This is a genomic window from Neisseria sp. MVDL19-042950 (genome assembly GCF_030504625.1).
Taxonomy (GTDB): Bacteria; Pseudomonadota; Gammaproteobacteria; order Burkholderiales; family Neisseriaceae; genus Neisseria.
The window spans coordinates 190,380-208,890 of sequence record NZ_JAUKWH010000002.1; the positions used below are offsets into that span (position 1 = coordinate 190,380).

An 18,511-nucleotide genomic window follows, 5' to 3' on the forward strand; every position below is an offset into this window, starting at 1 on the left:
AGTTTTATTTAACGGACGGATTATAGCGTGTTTCAGACGGCCTCTGAATGAAACCGCCTGTAAAACTTTTATCGCGGCATCAAGTAAATTGGCGTATTCTTGGCGTTTTGCATATTCTTGGACGAGAAATGGAAGCATTAGCCAAATTCAGCCGCTTGGTCGGCCAAACTTTTGCGTTGTGGGCCGCTTTGTTTGCCGCGATTGCATTTATCGCTCCCGATACGTTTAAGTGGGTGCTGCCGTATATTCCCGTGCTGCTGGGCATCATTATGTTCGGCATGGGGCTGACACTTGCTCCGCGTGATTTCAGGATTTTGGGCGAACACCCCAAAGCCGTGTTAATCGGCGTGGCGGCACAGTTTGTGATTATGCCGCTGACGGCCTATGCGTTGGCATTGGGGCTGAACCTGCCTGCGGAAATTGCCGTCGGCGTGATTCTGGTGGGTTCCTGCCCGGGCGGTACGGCTTCCAACGTGATCACTTATCTGGCGCGCGGCAATGTGGCGCTTTCGGTGGCGGTAACGTCGATTTCCACTTTGCTCGCTCCGGTGCTCACGCCGGCGGTTTTCTATCTGCTGGCGAATCAATGGCTTGATATTTCGGCTTCGGCGATGTTTGTGTCGATTTTAAAGATTGTGCTGCTGCCGATTGTGTTGGGCGTGGTGGCGCATATTTTGTTCAGAAAGCAGACGGAAGCCGCCGCCGGTGTGCTGCCGCTGGTATCGGTGGCGGCGATTGTGCTGATTATCGGTTCGGTGGTCGGCGCGAGCAAACCAAAAATCCTCGAAAGCGGCATGCTGATTTTAGTGGTGGTGATGCTGCATAACGCCATCGGTTATTTGCTCGGCTTTTTCACGGCCAAGTTGTTCAGGCTGCCTTACGATGTGCAAAAAACCTTGTCCATCGAAGTGGGCATGCAAAACTCGGGCTTGGGAGCCGCTTTGTCCGCCGCATATTTCACCCCGCTTGCCGCCGTGCCCAGCGCGATTTTCAGTGTATGGCACAATATTTCAGGTTCGCTGCTGGCTTCTTATTGGGCTTCGAAAGAGGATAAAGCCAAACGGCGGGAATCGGAAGATTAAATCAATCAATAAGGCCGTCTGAAAAGGTTTTCAGACGGCCTGCTTATCTACTCAAACCAAATTACTCTTCCGGCTGCTCGCCGTCGGTATCGTCCAGCGTGCCTTCGGTGATTTGAACATTCACACCGACTTTGGCGCGGATTTTGGCGTCGATTTCGTTGGCGACTTCGGGATTTTCTTTCAGCCATACGCGCACGTTGTCTTTGCCTTGGCCGATTTTGGCACCGTTGTAGCTGTACCATGCGCCTGATTTTTCAACGATATCGTATTTCACGCCCAAATCGACCAGTTCGCCTTCCCAGCTGATGCCTTCGCCGTAAAGGATGTCGAATTCGGCTTGGCGGAAGGGTGGGGCGACTTTGTTTTTGATGACTTTGACTTTGGTTTCGTTACCCAAAACGTCGTCGCCTTTTTTGATAGAACCGGTGCGGCGGATGTCGAGGCGCACGGAGGCGTAGAATTTCAGCGCGTTACCGCCGGTGGTGGTTTCGGGGCTGCCGAACATCACGCCGATTTTCATGCGGATTTGGTTGATGAATACGACTAAGGTATTGGTTTTTTTGATGTGGCCGGTGAGTTTGCGCAAGGCTTGGCTCATCAGGCGGGCTTGCAGGCCGACGTGGCTGTCGCCCATTTCGCCTTCGATTTCGGCTTTGGGCACGAGCGCGGCTACGGAATCGACCACGACCATATCCACGCCGCCGGAGCGTACCAGCATGTCGCAGATTTCAAGCGCTTGCTCGCCGGTGTCAGGTTGGGAAACCAGCAGCTCTTCCACTTTCACGCCGAGTTTGCGGGCGTAGATGGGGTCGAATGCGTTTTCGGCATCGATAAAGGCGCAGGTGCCGCCGTTTTTCTGGCATTGGGCGATGGCTTCCAAACACAGGGTGGTTTTGCCGGATGATTCGGGGCCGAAGATTTCTACGATACGGCCGCGGGGCAGGCCGCCCACGCCGAGCGCCAAATCCAAACCGAGCGAGCCGGTGGAGATGACTTCTAAATTTTCGTCTTTATGGCTGCCGTCCATTTTCATGATGGAGCCTTTGCCGAAGTTTTTTTCGATTTGCGCGAGCGCGGCGGCTAATGCTTTGCTTTTTTCGTCTGACATGATGTTTCCGTGTGGAATGATGGTAAGGATTTCGGCGCAGATTATCGCATAAATCGCTGCTTTTCGAAAAAGTTTTCATCGGGCTTTCAGACGGCCTTAGGTTGTGTATGAGGCCGTCTGAAAACATCGCAAACCTTTTCATAACGGCATAACCATATTAAGATAAGCCTTGAAGCGTTTTTCTTATCTTGACCAATATTCAAGGAACACAGAATGAAAGTATTACTGCTCGGCGCGCCGGGTGCGGGTAAAGGCACACAGGCTCAATTTATTACGGCGGCTTTCGGCATTCCGCAGATTTCCACCGGCGATATGCTGCGTGCGGCGATTAAGGCCGGCACGCCGTTGGGTTTGGAGGCGAAAAAAATCATTGATGAAGGCGGTTTGGTACGCGACGACATCATCATCGGCATGGTTAAAGAGCGGATCGCGCAGGACGACTGCAGAAACGGCTTTTTGTTCGACGGCTTCCCACGCACATTGGCGCAAGCCGAGGCGATGGTTGAGGCCGGTGTGAATTTGGATGCGGTGGTTGAAATCGACGTGCCGGATGCGGTAATTGTCGACCGTATGAGCGGCCGCCGCGTGCATCTGGCTTCGGGCCGTACTTATCATGTTTCTTACAATCCGCCGAAAGTGGAAGGTAAAGACGACGTTACCGGTGAAGACTTGATTCAGCGCGACGACGACAAAGAAGAAACGGTGAAAAAACGCCTTGAGGTTTATCACGACCAAACGGCGGTGTTGATCGGTTTTTACAGCAAATTAACCGGCGAACACGCACCGAAATATATCAAGGTGGACGGTACGCAGGCCGTTGATGCCGTTAAAGCCGAAGTGTTGGCCGCTTTGGGCGGATAGTTTTTTTATTGATACGGCAGATTTGGTAAACAGGCCGTCTGAAATCTTTTCAGACGGCCTGTTTTTTTGCGCCTGCTTTCTTTAGGCGCAGTAATCGGAATCAAGTTTGGCGTGCAAAGACAACTCATTGTCATGATGAACAAGAGATAAGCAGGGTGTTTAGCGGTATATTGGGCTCGACAGCAAAACATCACCGTTAGTTTAGTTAGGAGAAAAAAATGCCAGGCTATCCACAAGATATTTTGAAAAACCGTTCAGTGGTTAAACATGGAAATTATGCATTCATTACGCCGGAAGGCCGTGTAATCAATGTGATTCCCGGAATCGAAGATTGTTTGATGACCATTCTGGCCACGCCGAAAATGGGTGCGAGCTTTGTGCAGTTGATCGGCCAGTTGGGAGAGAACGCAAAAACTACGCTGGCTTACGGCGCGAAAGACCATGAAGAAGCTTTTATCTATCTACTCGACGGCGAAGCGGAATTGAAAGTAACCGTCGGCGGCGAAAGCCGCACGCTGACCCAAGGGGGCTATGCGTATTCTCCTCCGGGAGTAGGTATCCAGTTTGAAAACGCCAATCACAAAGCAGGCCGTATTCTGCTTTACAAACAACGTTATATCGAACATCCGGCCGGTTTGAAACCTTATACCGTGTTTGGCAATGTCAATGATATCGAATGGACGGATTATGACGGCATGGCCAACGTCCACATTAAAGATTTGCTGCCGGTAGAGCAAAACTTCGATATGAACATGCACGTTTTGAGTTTTGACCCGGGTGCCAGCCACAACATCATCGAAACCCACGTGCAAGAGCACGGTGCGTATGTATATGAGGGACAAGGTTGCTACCTGCTGGACGAAAATTGGTATTTGATCAAAGAGGAGGACTTTGTTTGGTTCGGCCCATATTGCAAACAAGCATCTTATGCCGTAGGACGCGGGCCGTTCAGCTACATTTATTCTAAAGACTGCCACCGCGATGTGGAAATCTGATGTTTTCGTATCAATAATTCAATTCAGTGAAGGAACTTAATCATGGCTTTAGATAAAAATTTCAGACCCCTTGATATCCGTGAAACTTTGGCAGCCACCAATATGCGCGGCAAAAACATTACGTTTTTGGATGAATTCAAACGCGAAGAAATTTTGGCTTTGTTTGAAGCGGCGAAAATGTTGGAACCCTATATGCGCACCGGCTTGAACCTGCTGGACGGCAAAGTGCTGTACACCCTGTTTTTCCAACCTTCCACCCGCACCCGTTGCAGCCATGAAAACGCCATGCTGCGTTTGGGCGGCCAAGTGATTACCGAGTCAGACCCCACGCACAATGCGGCGGTGGCGAAAAATGAGAGCCTCTACGACACCTTGCGCGTTACTTCCGAATACGCCGACGTAATCGTGATGCGCCACCCCGACGATCAGGAATGTTTGGGTGCGTTGGACGAACTGGGCGAGTATGTTTCGCCGGTGATTTCAGGCGGCTACGGCCACGTTACCCATCCGACGCAAGGTTTGTTAGACAGCTACACCTGCTGGCGTGCGTTCGGTGATCTGAGCAACGCCACCGTTGCCATCGCTACTCCCGATTTATCCCGCGCACGTTCGGGCCAATCGTTCGCTTTGGCGTTGGCATCCATGGGAGCGAAAATCATCTATACCGGCACCAGCGAATTGCGCACGCCAGAAGTGGTGCGTAACAAGCTGACTGCAATGGGTGCACGTTTTGAAGAGCATTTCGACCTGACCGAAAAACAAAACGAAGAACTCTATGCGGAAAACGGTGTCGACTTGATTTACCTGCCGGGCAGCTCTCTGAAAAAAGACGACCCGAACCGTGAAGACTTCATGAAGAAAATGATGAACTACTACATTTCTCTGGATATGCTCAAACGCATTAAAGAGAAAAGCGGCAAGGTCGTGGGTGTGCACCATTCGCTGCCGCGCAACGCAGGCGAATTCGATTTCGGCATCGACAATACCGAGCACCAATTATATTTCCGTGCCATCGGTTTCTCAGTAGCGGTGAGAATGGCTCTGTTGAGCGCCGTTGTCGGTGTCAATTAACCGGCCAGATGATGAGCAACGGCTGCCGCTGCCGGTGCAGAGGCAGCCTTTTTCTTTTCTTTCAGGAGTTGTGTCATGAGTACGCAAAAACCGAAAAAATCTTTTAAGATGCCAGATATCTATATCGTATTGGCGATATTCATTCTTGTCGCCGCAGTCTTTACCTACATTATTCCAGCAGGGGAATACGAACGCCAAATGGTGGAAACTTCCCACGGTGTACAGAAATTGGTAGTGGCCGGAACTTATCACAGTGTCGAGCAGCACCCCGTCGGCTTTATGGACGTGGTTACTGCGATTCCCGACGGTTTGAAACGTGCGGCCGGTATCGTGTTCCTCACCTTCATGGTGGGCGGCTGTATGGGCTTGATCAAACGCGCAGGTCTGATTGACATGGGCGTGCAAAAATTGAGCGCCGCCGTGGGCAATAAAGATATTCTGGTGATTCCGATTCTGATCAGTATCTTTGCCGGTTTGGCCGCTTTTATCGGCGTGCCCGAGCTTTCGTTGGCTTATTTGCCGGTGCTGCTGCCGTTGTTTTACCGCTTGGGCTATGACGGCATGACCGCGACGGCCGTAGCCTTGTTGGGGCCGTGTATGGGCTTTACTTTCGGTTTGACCATTCCGGGTTCCGTGGGTGTAGGCCAACAAATCGCCCAGTTGCCGATGTTCTCCGGTTCGCCTTTCCGCGCCGTGATTCTGGTTTGTGTGATTGTGATTGCCATCATTTATGTAATGCGTTACGCCATTAAAGTGAAAAACAATCCGCAAGCAAGCCTCACTTACGAAAGCGATAATGAGATTCGTGCCAAATTCGCCGAAGAAGAAGCCGCAAAAGGCGATGTGGTGTTCACTGCACGTCAAAAATATGCCGGTATTGCCTGCATGGTGCTGTTCCCGATTGCCATCGCCATGATTTTGAAAAACAACTTGGGTTTTGAAGCCATCGGCGGTTTGTTCCTCTTCATCGGTATTGCCGCTGCTGCGATTGCCGGCAAATCTCCGCAACAAATTTGCGACGACGTGAATGCCGGTATGCGCGATATGATGGTTGCTGCGTTATTGTGCGGTGTGGCTTCTGCGATTGCCGTTGTGATGGATAAAGGTGTGATTACCGATACGTTGGTGTTCTGGCTGGAAAGCATGATGCGCTCCGTGCCGCCCGAACTCACGGCCATTGCGATTTTCTGGGAACAATCTCTGTTTAACTTCCTGATCCCGGGCGCTACCGCATTAACCGTGTTGACTATGCCGATTATTTCGCCTCTGGCAAGCCTGCTGGATATTTCACAACAAGCCGTGGTTTCGGCAAACGCTTGGGGCGGACAGCTTACCGACATTTTCTTCCCGACTTCAGGCTTCTTCGTCGCCACCTTGGTGATTGCCAAAGTCGAATACGGTAAATGGCTGCGTTTCTACACTCCGCTGATGCTTATTCTCGGCCTTCTTGCCAGCGTTGCACTTTACTTTATGCAGTCTATCGGTGTGGGTGCTTTGTAACAGGCCGTCTGAAAAAGGAGATTCAAGATGTATGACTTATTGATTAAAAACGGTTTGCTGGTATTGCCCGACCAAATGCTGCACGGCGATATCGCGGTGAAAGACGGCAAAATCGCCGCCATTGCCCCGCAAATCGAAGACGAGGCCAAGAAAACCATTGATGCCGGCCATAAGTATGTTTTACCCGGCATGGTGGATGTGCACATGCATATTTCGGAACCCGGCCGCACCGAATGGGAAGGCTACCGCACCGGTACGCAAGCGATGGCGGCCGGCGGCACCACCTCTTATGTTGAAATGCCGCTGAATACCATTCCCGCCACGATAGACTTGGAAAGTTTGGAAATCAAACGCCAAGCGGCGGAAGGGCAAAGCCATGTCGACTATACGTTTTTCGGCGGTTTGGTGCCGCACAACCTGAACGACCTGAAAGCGCTTTCCCAAGCAGGCGTGGGCGCGTTCAAAGCCTTTGTAGCCACTTGCGGTTCGGGCAAGCCGGGCGACTTTAAAAACGTAACCGACTACGAACTGTATGTTGGTATGCAGACTCTGGCGGAAACGGGCGATTTGCTGGTGGTGCATTGCGAAAACGCCACGATTACCGACGAACTGGGCCGCAAAGCCAAAGCGGAAGGTAAAACTTCGGTATCCGACTATGTTGCCAGCCGCCCGATATTTACCGAGGTGGAAGCAGTACGCCGCGTGTTGTATATTGCCGAGCAAACCGGTTGCCGCATACACATCGCGCATTGCAGTTGCCACGAAGCCATCGAAGCGGTGTTGGAAGCCCAAGCGCGCGGTGTGGATGCCAGCTTTGAAAGCTGCCCGCATTATTTCTTGTTGGCAACGGAAGATTTGGATGCCATCGGTGCCAAAGCCAAATGTTCGCCGCCGATACGCGATAAAGCGCACCAGCAAAAAATGTGGGAATTACTGGCGGGCGGCATCATCGACATCATCGGCTCCGACCACTCGCCGTGTACGCCCGATTTGAAATCCAGCCCGAACGCATTTGAAGCATGGGGCGGCATCAGCGGCTGCCAAAACAGCGTGGATGCCATGTTTGATGCGGCGGTGAAAAAACGCAATATCAGTCCGGTTACGCTGATGAATGCGCTGGCTACCCAACCGGCCAACCGCTTCGGTTTAATCGACAAAGGTGCGCTGAGTTTGGGCAAAGATGCCGATATCGTGATTTTGGATCCCAACCGGTCTTATACCATCACTGCCGACAAGCTATTGTATAAAAACAAAATCAGTGCATACGAAGGCTTTGAAGTAGGTTGCAGCATCACCCACACCTTCCTGCGCGGTAAGGAGATTTACACGCTCGAGGAAGGCATCAAAGGCGAGGCATCAGGCCGTGCGGCACGCTTGGCCCATAAGGCCGTCTGAAAACCAATCATGCGGAAAGGGCGCACATTCCGTGCGCCCTCCCGTTCAAATATGAAGGAAACCACCATGAGAATAGTTGTAGCCTTGGGCGGCAATGCCCTTTTGAAACGCGGCGAACCGCTGACATCTGAAAACCAACGCGCCAACGTGCGTATCGCCTGCGAACAAATTGCCAAAGTGTACGGCGGCAACCAATTGATCATCACCCACGGCAACGGTCCCCAAGTCGGCCTGATGGCTTTGCAAAGCAATGCTTACAAAGCAGTGCCGATGTATCCGCTGGACGTATTGGGTGCGGAATCGGTCGGCATGATCGGCTATATGATTCAACAGGAAATGGCCAATTTCGTGCCGAAAGACGTGTCATTGGCCACCGTAATCACCCAAACCGAAGTCGATCCCAAAGACCCGGCTTTCCAAAAACAGAGCAAACCCGTCGGCCCCGTATACAGCAAGGAAGAAGCTGATGCGATTGCCGCCGAAAAAGGCTGGACTATGGCTCAGGATAACGACAAATACCGCCGCGTTGTGCCCAGCCCGCTGCCCACCCGCATTTTTGGCTTGAAACCGTTGAAAACATTAATCGAAAACAACTACATCTTAATTTGCGGCGGCGGTGGCGGCATTCCGACTTATTACGACGAGTCGGGCAGGTTGTGCGGTGCCGAAGCCGTTATCGACAAAGACCTTGCCACGGCCTTGTTGGCCTCTTCGATTGATGCGGATTTGCTGATTATTGCCACCGATGTTGACGGCGTGTATCTCAATTGGGGCACCGACCAACAAAAAGCCGTGCGTGCGGCGCATCCCGACGAAATCGAAAAAATCGGTTTCGCCAGCGGTTCGATGGGGCCGAAAGTTCAGGCGGCAGTCAACTTTGCCCGCGACACAGGCAAAACGGCAGTTATCGGCGAACTGAGCGATATCGAACGCATTGTGGCGGGAGAAGCGGGCACCCGCATCAGCAAAGATACGCAAGGTATCGAGTACCGTTAAACAGATGTAAACGATGTTTGTAAGCGGGCTGCGGTTTTATCTGCCGCAGCCCGCTTTAATGGTTTGCGGGAGTTTTCAGACGGCCTGAACCATAATCGGCGGCCTGAATGTGAAGTGCTTGGCGGTGTGGCCGCAGGTATCCGTTTTCCCGACCGTGCTGCCGTCGTTTTAATCACAGCATCCATGCCATGATTAAGGCCGATATGCTGATAAGAGCGGCAAACCCGTAGCACAGCCATTTGGCGGCAGGCAGATGCAGTTTCAAATCGTGCAGGCCGTGATGGATGCGGTGCATGCCGCACCACACGGGCAGGCTTACGGTAAGAAAAAGAAAAATCCGCCCTAACGGGCTGCCGGCGAGGGAGAGGGCGTGTTCGTAATCTAAAACGCCGTCGGGCAGCAGGCCGAGCGGCAGTAAAATGCCCACGAGCAATATCATTACCGGCGCGAAAACCGCACTCCACATGCCGCCGGCACCAAACATGCCCCAGAATATCGGTTCGTTTGAGCGTTTATCGGTTTTCATTATTTTTCTCCTATTTCAGCAAAACAACCAGCAGCAAAACAACACCGGCGGCAACAGCGGCAGCCCATAAGGTTTTAATTACCAGAGCAGGCTTGAGTTTTTCGCCTTTGATAATCACGGTAGCGGCTTTGGGCGCAAGTTCGAACCATGTTTTGCTGTGGAGCAAAGAAGCGGCTAGAGCGATCAGGTTGGCACAGAAAACCAAAGGCTGTTGCAGGAAACCGATGAAACCGGCCCATGCGTCGGCTCCTGCAATCAAAGCATACATGCCGCGCAGCAATACGATGCCGAACCATACGGCGGGCAGGGCGGTGGCTTCGCGCAGCATATAAAAACGGTAGAAAGCCGACTTTTTCCACCAACTGCCGTTTACCGGTCGGATATAGGGTTTGCGGGCGGAACTCATGACGTGCTCCTTTTGGATTGGCGCAGCATGGAAAGGAAAAAATCGGTGCTGCTGGCCACTTTGCCTTGTTGGATGGCTTCGGCGGGGTCGACGTTTTGTGGGCAGACTTCCGAACAATAACCGACAAAAGTACAGCACCACACGCCGTTATCGCTATTCAGGGGCGGCATGCGCTCGGCTTGGCCGCGGTCGCGGCTGTCGAGGTTGTAGCGTTGTGCCAGAGCGATGGCGGCGGGACCGATGAATTCGGGGTTGAGGCCGAATTGCGGGCAGGCGGCGTAGCAGAGGCCGCAGTTGATGCAGTCGGCAAATTGTTTGTATTTGGCCGTTTGCGCCGGCGTTTGGGTGTTGGGGCCGTCTGAAACCGTGCGCCGGTTGCCGATGATATAGGGTTTGACCGTCTGTATGCCGTCCATCAGCGGGGTCATGTCCACCACCAAGTCGCGTTCGACCGGCAGATGCGACAATGCCTCCACCGTAATGGTTTTGCCTGCATATTCGCGCACGAAAGTTTTGCAGGCCAGTGTCGGCCGGTTATCCACCATCACGCCGCACGAGCCGCAAACCGCCATGCGGCACGACCAACGGTAAGACAAATCGGGCGCAAGTTTTTCTTTGATATAGCCCAGCGCGTCCAGCAGCGACGTTTGCTCGTCGTAGGGCACGTGATAATCGTCATAACGGGGCTCGCGGTCGTGTTCGGGGTTGTAGCGCATCACTTTGATATGGATGGTGCGTGGCTCACTCATGGGCGGGTTCCTTTTGTTGTTCCGCGGCGGCTCCGTACACGCGTTCGGCCGGCGGGAGCTTGGTAATTCTCACCGGGCTGTGGCCGATTTCCGGTGCGCTTCCCGCCCGATAAAACGCCAGCGAATGTTTGAGGAAATCGGCATCGTTGCGTTCGGTGCAGCCTTCGTCCAAACGTTGGTGCGCCCCGCGCGATTCCCTGCGGGCAAAGGCGGAATGCACCATCGCTTCGGCCACGTCCAAACCGAAGCCCAGTTCCAACGCGTACAGCAAATCGGTGTTGTACACTTTGGATTGGTCGGCAATACGGATACGGCGGTAGCGTTCTTGCAGCTCGGCCAGTTTGTCGATGGTTTTCTGCATCGATGCGGCAGTGCGGTAAATGCCGCAGCCTTCTTCCATCGCCAAGCCCATTTCGTTGCGGACGGTTGCCCAGCTTTCACTGCCTTGCTGCCGCATAAAGTTTTTCAGACGGCCTGCCGTGTCGCGGGCTTGGGCATCGGCAAAGCGGTTGTCGGATTGCGGTGCGGCGGCTGCACGGCGTGCGGCGGCTTCTCCGGCCACGCGCCCGAATACCAAAATTTCCGACAAAGAGTTCGACCCCAAGCGGTTGGCTCCGTGCAGCCCGACCGACGAGCATTCGCCCACGGCAAACAAGCCGTTGATGCGGGTTTCGCATTCCGAATCGGTTTCGATGCCGCCCATCGTATAGTGTGCGGTGGGGCGCACCGGAATCGGCTCTTCGGCGGGGTTCACGCCGATATAGGCTTTGGAAAGTTCGCAAATCAGCGGCAGCCGTTCTTGCAGTTTTTTCTCCCCCAAATGGCGCAAATCCAAATGCACCACGTCGCCGTAGGGTGTGGCAATCGTGCGCCCTTGCCGCCATTCGTGCCAAAACGCCTGCGACAGTTTGTCGCGCGGGCCGAGCTCCATGTATTTGTTTTGCGGCTGCCCGACCGGTGTTTCCGGGCCGAGGCCGTAGTCTTGCAGATAGCGGTAGCCGTCTTTGTTGAGCAGAATGCCGCCTTCGCCGCGGCTGCCTTCGGTAATCAGAATGCCCGAACCGGGCAGGCCGGTGGGGTGGTACTGCACGAATTCCATGTCGCGCAAAGGCACGCCGCGGCGAAAGGCCATGCCCATGCCGTCGCCGGTAACGATGCCGGCGTTGGTGTTGTAGCGGTAAACCCGTCCGGCACCGCCGGTGGCCAGAATCACCGCTTTGGCGCGGATTTGCACCAAGCTGCCTTCCATCAGGTTTAAGGCGGCCACGCCGCAGGCTTTGCCGTCGTCGGCCAGAATATCCAGTACGAAGTATTCGTCGAAACGTTTGATTTGCGGGTATTTCAACGAAGTTTGGAATAAGGTGTGCAGAATATGGAAGCCGGTTTTGTCGGCGGCGAACCAAGTGCGTTCGTTTTTCATACCGCCGAACCGCCGCACATTTACCGAGCCGTCCGCTTTGCGGCTCCACGGGCAGCCCCATTGCTCGAGTCGGATCAATTCGTGCGGGCAGTGTTTCACAAAATATTCCACCACTTCCTGATCGCACAGCCAATCTCCGCCCGCCACCGTATCGTGAAAATGTGCATCGAAAGAATCGTGCGGCAGAATCACTCCCGCCGCCCCGCCTTCGGCAGCCACAGTATGGCTGCGCACGGGATAAACTTTGGATACTAACGCAATATTCAGATCGGAATTGCTTTCCGCCGCCGCAATCGCCGCCCGCAAACCTGCGCCGCCCGCGCCGACGATTACCATATCGGCCTGAATTGTGGACATATAAGCCTCGCGATGTTTGAAGGTAAATCGGCAACAAGATAATCCATTTTGCCAGAGCCGGTATTTATTTGAATCAAGCTTTGCGGCTTTAAGCCTCTTGGAAACATACCGTGAGGCATGAAAAAGGCCGTCTGAAAAACGGGTTTTCAGACGGCCTCAGGTCTTTCAAGATGTCGGATTAATGCTTCTTGCCGGATTTGCCGCCGGCTTTTTCAGGCATCAGGGAAGAGTGGTGCGAAGTAATCATCCACTGGTCGCCGTTCCAGCCGTAAGTAAACGTATAGCGGCCGGCGGCTTTCGTACCGTCGGCGAAAGTAAAGGTGTATAAACCGTTATCCAACGCGACATTACAGCCGATTTGAATGTGGCTCATGTCGATTTTGCCCACCGGTTTTTTCTCTAAGAAATGTTTGAAATAATCTTCTTTTTCAGCCGGAGTCAAACGCGGTTTGTTGGAAAGGGTCGGCAGCAGAATGCCGTCGACAGAATAGTTTGCCACCACTTGTTTGGGATCGCCGGTTTGCAGGGAATTGTTCCAGCGGTCAAACAAAGCGGCAATTTCTTGTTTGTTAGTTGCCTTGCAACTATCAGCTTGCAGCACTTGCGGGCTTTTATCGTTGCTGGCACACGCAGCCAATGTCAGGGATGTTGCCAAAACAGCCAAAAGACGTAGTTTCATTCTTTACTCCTTTTTCTTAGTTGGATAAGTGGTTCGGCAAATATCTGTTTTCACAAGCAACTTTTCATTTTTATGTTATACCGTTTAGAGAGGAAAGGAATAGTTTTGTTCCTGATTGTTAATAAATATTATAATCTCATTGGAAATCTTAAGTAAAACAGGCCGTCTGAAAAATTTTGTTCAGACGGCCTGTTTTATCGGCAATGCTTATTTGGACGCGGCAGAGGTAAGAATGGCGGATTCCGATTTCGTTAAAATGCCCGGAATAAAACTTTCCGAATAGCCGGCGATAATCAACACCAGCATGAGAGACCACGGATTGTCGTCCGACAAAATCACCGAGCTGATCAGGTTGGATTTAATCAGAATATAAGTGATGCTGCCTGTGAAGAAGGCCAGAAACAAACGCTCCAAACCGATCAGAAAATAGCAATGCCGTCTTTCGAATTCCTGAAAATTCAAGTTTTTGGAATTGATCAGCACCCCCGTGCTGTTGCCGAGCAGAATGGCGAAAATAAACGGCAGAATATCAAGAAAATTTTTGAGAAAAGCATAGTATTTTTCAAACGGAAACATTTCCGAAACCACTTTAAACAGCACACACAAACAAATCGAAATAATGTTCGGCAGCAGATAAAGCAGCCTGTTTTTCAAAATAAGGTTTTGCTCGGCGTGAATCGCATCAATCAGGCGGGGGAACAAGTTGACATTGTCTTCGTCATCGTTGTTCAAACACATCGCCAGCGCGTGGGCAATCCGCTGCTTGTTGGTTTCGAAATTAATCGAGCGCGAAAGAATGCCTTTGGCGAGAATATAATCGCACCGCACTTTATTGAATCTGTCCCGTATGATTTTTTCAGATTCATCGGTGTGGCCGTCGATAAAAAGTTTGATTCTGTTCTGAATATTCGGGCTGTCGATTTCATAAATCACATACTCGTTGTGCATGGTCAGCACATTCACGACCGTGTTTCCCAAAATATCAACCGACCCCACCTGTATATTTCTAATCGCCGGCACGATGCCGGTTTTCGCCTCTTCCGGAAGGTAGTTATCCATTGGCTTCTCCTTCGCCGTCAAATGTTGTCGAACCATATCCGGCATCAATCTTGCAATGCGGACGGATTTTCCGATGTTTTGAAATTATCTTATCCGATACTGTTGCGATTGGATGTTATATTGGCAATATAACCCATTGTTTTCATTAAGTCTAGATGGCTTTGATGATAGGGGGAAGAAGAGGTTTTCAGACGGCCTTTAAGGTTTGAACGGATGGAAAATAAGGGCGGACATCCCTGCCTAGCGCAATATAGGTAAGGCTGCACACCCCTTTTGTCGCTTAGCGCACGATTTTTATATAACAAGAGGCCGCCTGAAAACATATTCAGACGGCCTCCCCGTTCTATCGCACAAAAGCGGTTCAATCTTTGCAGTCCAACATATCTTTGCGGATATCCCTCAGCACAAACGCGGCGGTGTCTTCGTCTTCCGCCTGAACCCACACAAACAGTTTGGCGACAATCTTGCCGAGAAATACTTTTTCCAAAGCGTCGGCATTGCTCAAATTGTATTGCGACAAGAAATCGGCAATGTCGGCGGGCAGGGCGGTGCGTTCGGCTTGGCGGATGTCGGTAAAACGTTTGTCCGATTGCAGGCGTTCCAGCAGGGTTTGGTTTTTATCGAGCTTGATGCCTTGCTCTTTCTCTTCGATGGTGGCGCGGGTGAATTGGTCGTAAATCTCCGCGTAGAGCATATCGTTCGGGCCTTCGAAGATGGTGAAGGGGCGGATGTCGATGGCAATGTTGCTGGCGGGATGGCCGTGTTCGAAGCCTTTGGCACCGAGCAGTTTTTGCAGGATTTGCGCCGCGCCGTAGGTGTATTCGGTGGCCAGCGTTTTGATAATGTTGGCTTCCATCAACTGGTGCGCGACGGCCGCATCGGGGGAGACGCGGTTGCAGGTGAAGCGGTAGAGCACTTGCGAGATGCCGTAGCGTTGCATGATTTCGCGGCATTCGCGGGCGACGAATTTGATGTCTTGCTTCACGAAACGGTTCATGTTTTCGATGATGTATTCCATGATGCCGTGGGTCATGCCCACCAGTTGCAGGCGGCTGCGGATGAAGATGTTTTGGAACGCGCGCAAGCCGGCGGCATCGCTTTCGGAAAGTTTCATCACGCAATCGGCGGGGATTTTGGCATCAATGTGGTTGACCGCGTAGCGCACGGCGAGCAAGCCTTCGGAATTGAGGGTTTCGCAGCGGATGTATTGTTTGGGGACCAGCAGCAGGTTGATGGTTTTCGACAGTTTGCCGTTTTTGCGCTCTTTGGCGGCCACCAGCAGAAATTCGCTGGTGGAGTTGCCTTGCCAGTATTTGGTTGCGTTAACGTAAACGGTTTGCTCGTCGATATACTCGTAATGCGACTGCATTTCGCGGGCAATCGCGGCGCCGGAGGTTTCCGGCTCGGTAATGGCGAGGCCGCCGCCTTCGCCGTTGAAAATGAAATCGAGGCCGGTACGGATTTGGGTTTCGTTGCCGAATTCGACCAGAGGCTGCAAAACCAATGCGCCTTCGATACCGGTACGCAGGGTAACGGGTACGCCGTAATGGCCGGCAATACGCAATACTTCCTGAATTTCAAACTGGCTGCTTTTTCTGCCGCCGTGTTTTTCGGCTAAAAAAGGCAGCAACAGGCCGGCTTTTTTCAGCTCCAGCCATTTGTTTTCGGGAAGGTATTGCATCAGATTGATTCCGTTGGGAAAGATGCGTTTGAATGCAGATTCGATATGTTGTAGGAAATCAGCGGTGTTCATTTGAATAAGCTGCGTTTCCAAAATACCTGATGCCATGATTCTTTGTGTTTCCGTTTTAGAGTAAGATTTCTATTTTATATCATATTTTTTGAATTTTGATAATCATTGGCAAAAAGCGGGTTTTTATTGGAAAAGAAATCTTCACGGTTTCGGTTTCCCGCTGATATTTTTGGGGTGCGCATTTAAAAATAACATATGGCGAATTGCGCTAAAGCAAATTTGTTTACCATATGTAAAGCATCAGGCCGTCTGAAAATGATTTTTCAGACGGCCTGTTTGTTTATGCAGTAAACGGATTAGGGCTGTTTGATGCGCGGCAGCACTTTCACGCTCAAGGGCAGGTGGTCGGAGAGCATTTGCCACTGTTTTTCTTTGTGGATTTGCGAATCGAGCACTTCGAGGTTGCGGGTGTAGATGCGGTCGAGGCTCAACACGGGCATGCGCGACGGGAAAGTTTTGGGGCGTTTGCCGTTGGCATCTACAAACACTTCTTCGAGGTTCAATGCTTCGCCGAGCGCGGCGGCGGATTTGGAACGCCAGTCGTTGAAGTCGCCGGCGATAATCAGCGGGCTGTGCGGATCGACGTGGCGGTCGACGTATTCGAAAATCGCCTGATACTGCTTCATGCGGTCGGGTTCGCGCAGGTTGAGGTGGGCACACAGGCACACGAGCGGGTGTTCCCAATATTCGGGCTGGATTTCGCAATGCAGCACGCCGCGCTGCTCGAGTTTGTTGACCGTGATATTGAGGTTGTGGCGGGTGTCGATGGGCATGTGGCTGAGAATGGCGTTGCCGTGGTGTCGCTCGGGGTAAACCGCGTTTTTGCCGTAGCTGCTGTTGAACGACAGATGCTCGCTGAGAATGTCGTAGTGCGGTCGGTGCGGGAAGTCGGGCAGTTTGATGCTGCGGGTTTGATGTTCGCCTTGCACTTCCTGCAAGAATAGGATGTCTGAATTCAAACCCTGCAAGGCTTCGGCCATGCTGCTCACCTGTACTTTGCGGTTGAGCGCCGACATGCCTTTGTGCATGTTGTAAGAGGTAATGGTAACGGGTACGGGGGTCATAATGTGCTCGATATTTGTTATTGTGTATTTTTTGATTATATATCAATAGGCCGTCTGAAAAACCAGCTTTTACATAAAGATAGCTTTGTAAAAAGGCCGTCTGAATATTGGTTTCAGACGGCCTTTAACGGATTTATTTGCGCAGCGAGGCGAATACTTCGAAATAGGTGGGAAAGGTTTTGTGGGTGCATTTGGGGTCGTTGATGACCACGGGCACGCCGAGCAGGGAAACGAGTGAAAAACACATGGCCATGCGGTGGTCGTCGTAGGTGTCGATTTGTGCATCGGGCGTGAGTGCGGCGGGCGGAATGATACGGATGGCTTCCGGCTCTTCGGTAACGGTTGCGCCGACTTTGCGCAGTTCCGCCGCCATCGCTGCGATGCGGTCGGTTTCTTTCACGCGCCAACTGCCGATGTTGCGCAGGGTGCACGGTGCGCCTGTGGCAAGGGCGACGACGGCTAAGGTCATGGCGGCATCGGGAATGTGGTTGGCATCCAAATCAAAGGCTTGGATAGGGCGGCCGGCAGGGCGGGAGACTTCGATAAAATTGTCGCCCCACCTTACATCGGCACCGATTTTTTCCAACTCGCGGGCAAATGCGACATCGCCCTGAATGCTGTTTTTGCCGATACCGGTTACGCGCACGGGTTCGCCGGAAAGCAGGCCGGCGGCGAGGAAATAAGACGCGCTCGAAGCGTCGCCTTCCACATACAGATTTTCCGGCGCATGGTAGCGGGCATCGGCAGGCAGCTTGAACACGCGGTAGTTTTGGTTTTCGACGTTAACACCGAATTGCGCCATCAGTTTCAGCGTAATGTCGATGTAGGGTTTGGAAATCAGCTCGCCGACCATGTGGATTTCAAACGCTTGTCCGGTTAGCGGCAGCGCCATCAGCAGCGCGGTCAAAAATTGGCTGGATACGTTGCCTTTAATCGGAATCACGCGCACGCCGTTGTCGGTGCGTTCGCGGATGCGCAGCGGCGGATAGTGTTCGGTGCCGAGGTATTGCACATCGGCACCGGCCGTGCGCAGGGCATCGACCAAATCGCCGATGGGGCGTTCGTGCATGCGCGGCACGCCGTGCAGGTGGTAGTTGCCGCCCAACACCGCCAGAGCTGCGGTAAGCGGACGGAACGCCGTGCCTGCGTTGCCGAGAAACAAATCCGCCTCACGGTTGGGAAAACGCCCGCCCGTGCCGTGTACTTTCAGACGGCCTTCCGAGATAAATTCCAGTTTGACACCGAGGTTTTCCAATGCTTCGAGCATGCGGTCGGTGTCGTCGGATTTTAATAAAGAATGGATTTCGCACACATTGTCCGACAATGCCGCCAGCAGCAGCGTGCGGTTGCTGATGCTTTTGGAGCCGGGCAGGGCGACGGTGGAGGGCTTGAGTGTGGCGGCGGGAAGGCGAACGGATTCGGTCATTGTTTTTCTTTCCGTGAACGATAAAAAAATGAAGCGGTATTATGCCAAGAATAATAAGGTGTTT

Annotated in this window: 17 protein-coding genes; 7 read left to right on the top strand and 10 right to left on the bottom strand. The window is 52.4% G+C overall.

Features of this window, described 5'->3' with window-relative positions:
• The first annotated feature begins 128 nt into the window (after positions 1 to 128).
• A complete protein-coding gene (locus Q0X97_RS02540; protein ID WP_302065770.1) occupies positions 129 to 1,082 on the top strand; it encodes a bile acid:sodium symporter family protein in 954 nt (317 codons plus the stop codon).
• Positions 1,083 to 1,143: 61 nt separating this feature from the next.
• Here the strand turns inward: Q0X97_RS02540 and recA are convergent, their stop codons facing one another.
• On the bottom strand, positions 1,144 to 2,190 hold the full coding sequence (gene recA / locus Q0X97_RS02545) for a recombinase RecA (protein WP_085355456.1): 1,047 nt from the start codon (positions 2,188 to 2,190) through the stop codon (positions 1,144 to 1,146).
• Between the two features lie 213 nt (positions 2,191 to 2,403).
• Here recA and adk point away from each other — a divergent pair, with 213 nt between their 5' ends.
• The 6 genes from adk (at position 2,404) to arcC (ending at position 9,008) form a co-directional block, all read left to right on the top strand.
• Positions 2,404 to 3,051, top strand: a complete 648-nt coding sequence (gene adk, locus Q0X97_RS02550; protein ID WP_302065656.1) for an adenylate kinase — start codon at positions 2,404 to 2,406, stop codon at positions 3,049 to 3,051.
• Positions 3,052 to 3,269: 218 nt separating this feature from the next.
• On the top strand, positions 3,270 to 4,046 hold the full coding sequence (gene allE / locus Q0X97_RS02555) for a (S)-ureidoglycine aminohydrolase (RefSeq protein ID WP_302065655.1): 777 nt from the start codon (positions 3,270 to 3,272) through the stop codon (positions 4,044 to 4,046).
• A gap of 42 nt (positions 4,047 to 4,088) precedes the next feature.
• Positions 4,089 to 5,117 (top strand): aspartate carbamoyltransferase, encoded by a 1,029-nt coding sequence (locus Q0X97_RS02560; RefSeq protein ID WP_302065654.1) that lies wholly within the window; start codon positions 4,089 to 4,091, stop codon positions 5,115 to 5,117.
• A gap of 75 nt (positions 5,118 to 5,192) precedes the next feature.
• Complete coding sequence (locus Q0X97_RS02565; RefSeq protein WP_302065653.1) at positions 5,193 to 6,617, top strand: YfcC family protein; 1,425 nt, start codon at positions 5,193 to 5,195, stop codon at positions 6,615 to 6,617.
• Between the two features lie 27 nt (positions 6,618 to 6,644).
• On the top strand, positions 6,645 to 8,012 hold the full coding sequence (gene allB / locus Q0X97_RS02570; protein WP_302065652.1) for an allantoinase AllB: 1,368 nt from the start codon (positions 6,645 to 6,647) through the stop codon (positions 8,010 to 8,012).
• A 66-nt stretch (positions 8,013 to 8,078) separates the two neighbouring features.
• Positions 8,079 to 9,008 (top strand): carbamate kinase, encoded by a 930-nt coding sequence (gene arcC, locus Q0X97_RS02575; RefSeq protein ID WP_302065651.1) that lies wholly within the window; start codon positions 8,079 to 8,081, stop codon positions 9,006 to 9,008.
• Positions 9,009 to 9,180: 172 nt separating this feature from the next.
• Here arcC and frdD read toward each other — a convergent pair whose 3' ends face one another.
• The 9 genes from frdD to aroA form a co-directional block, all read right to left on the bottom strand.
• Positions 9,181 to 9,534 (bottom strand): fumarate reductase subunit FrdD, encoded by a 354-nt coding sequence (frdD, locus tag Q0X97_RS02580; RefSeq protein WP_302065650.1) that lies wholly within the window; start codon positions 9,532 to 9,534, stop codon positions 9,181 to 9,183.
• 10 nt (positions 9,535 to 9,544) lie between these two features.
• Entirely contained in the window at positions 9,545 to 9,940 is a 396-nt protein-coding gene (frdC, locus tag Q0X97_RS02585; RefSeq protein WP_302065649.1) for a fumarate reductase subunit FrdC, read from the bottom strand.
• A complete protein-coding gene (locus Q0X97_RS02590) occupies positions 9,937 to 10,689 on the bottom strand; it encodes a succinate dehydrogenase/fumarate reductase iron-sulfur subunit (protein WP_302065648.1) in 753 nt (250 codons plus the stop codon). The genes frdC and Q0X97_RS02590 overlap by 4 nt, the downstream gene beginning before the upstream one ends.
• Positions 10,682 to 12,466 (bottom strand): fumarate reductase (quinol) flavoprotein subunit, encoded by a 1,785-nt coding sequence (gene frdA, locus Q0X97_RS02595; RefSeq protein WP_302065647.1) that lies wholly within the window; start codon positions 12,464 to 12,466, stop codon positions 10,682 to 10,684. The genes Q0X97_RS02590 and frdA overlap by 8 nt, the downstream gene beginning before the upstream one ends.
• A 178-nt stretch (positions 12,467 to 12,644) precedes the next feature.
• Positions 12,645 to 13,145, bottom strand: coding sequence for an SgcJ/EcaC family oxidoreductase (locus tag Q0X97_RS02600; RefSeq protein ID WP_302065646.1), 501 nt, complete (start codon positions 13,143 to 13,145; stop codon positions 12,645 to 12,647).
• Between the two features lie 207 nt (positions 13,146 to 13,352).
• Positions 13,353 to 14,204: a hypothetical protein gene (locus Q0X97_RS02605; protein WP_302065645.1), complete on the bottom strand. Its 852-nt coding sequence runs from the start codon at positions 14,202 to 14,204 to the stop codon at positions 13,353 to 13,355.
• 361 nt (positions 14,205 to 14,565) lie between these two features.
• Complete coding sequence (locus Q0X97_RS02610) at positions 14,566 to 15,957, bottom strand: acyl-CoA dehydrogenase family protein (RefSeq protein WP_302065769.1); 1,392 nt, start codon at positions 15,955 to 15,957, stop codon at positions 14,566 to 14,568.
• Positions 15,958 to 16,253: 296 nt separating this feature from the next.
• Positions 16,254 to 17,021 (bottom strand): endonuclease/exonuclease/phosphatase family protein, encoded by a 768-nt coding sequence (locus tag Q0X97_RS02615; RefSeq protein WP_302065644.1) that lies wholly within the window; start codon positions 17,019 to 17,021, stop codon positions 16,254 to 16,256.
• 133 nt (positions 17,022 to 17,154) lie between these two features.
• Positions 17,155 to 18,447 carry a 3-phosphoshikimate 1-carboxyvinyltransferase gene (aroA, locus tag Q0X97_RS02620; protein ID WP_302065643.1) on the bottom strand — a complete coding sequence of 431 codons (1,293 nt, stop codon included), beginning with the start codon at positions 18,445 to 18,447 and terminating at the stop codon, positions 17,155 to 17,157.
• Between the last annotated feature and the right edge of the window lie 64 nt (positions 18,448 to 18,511).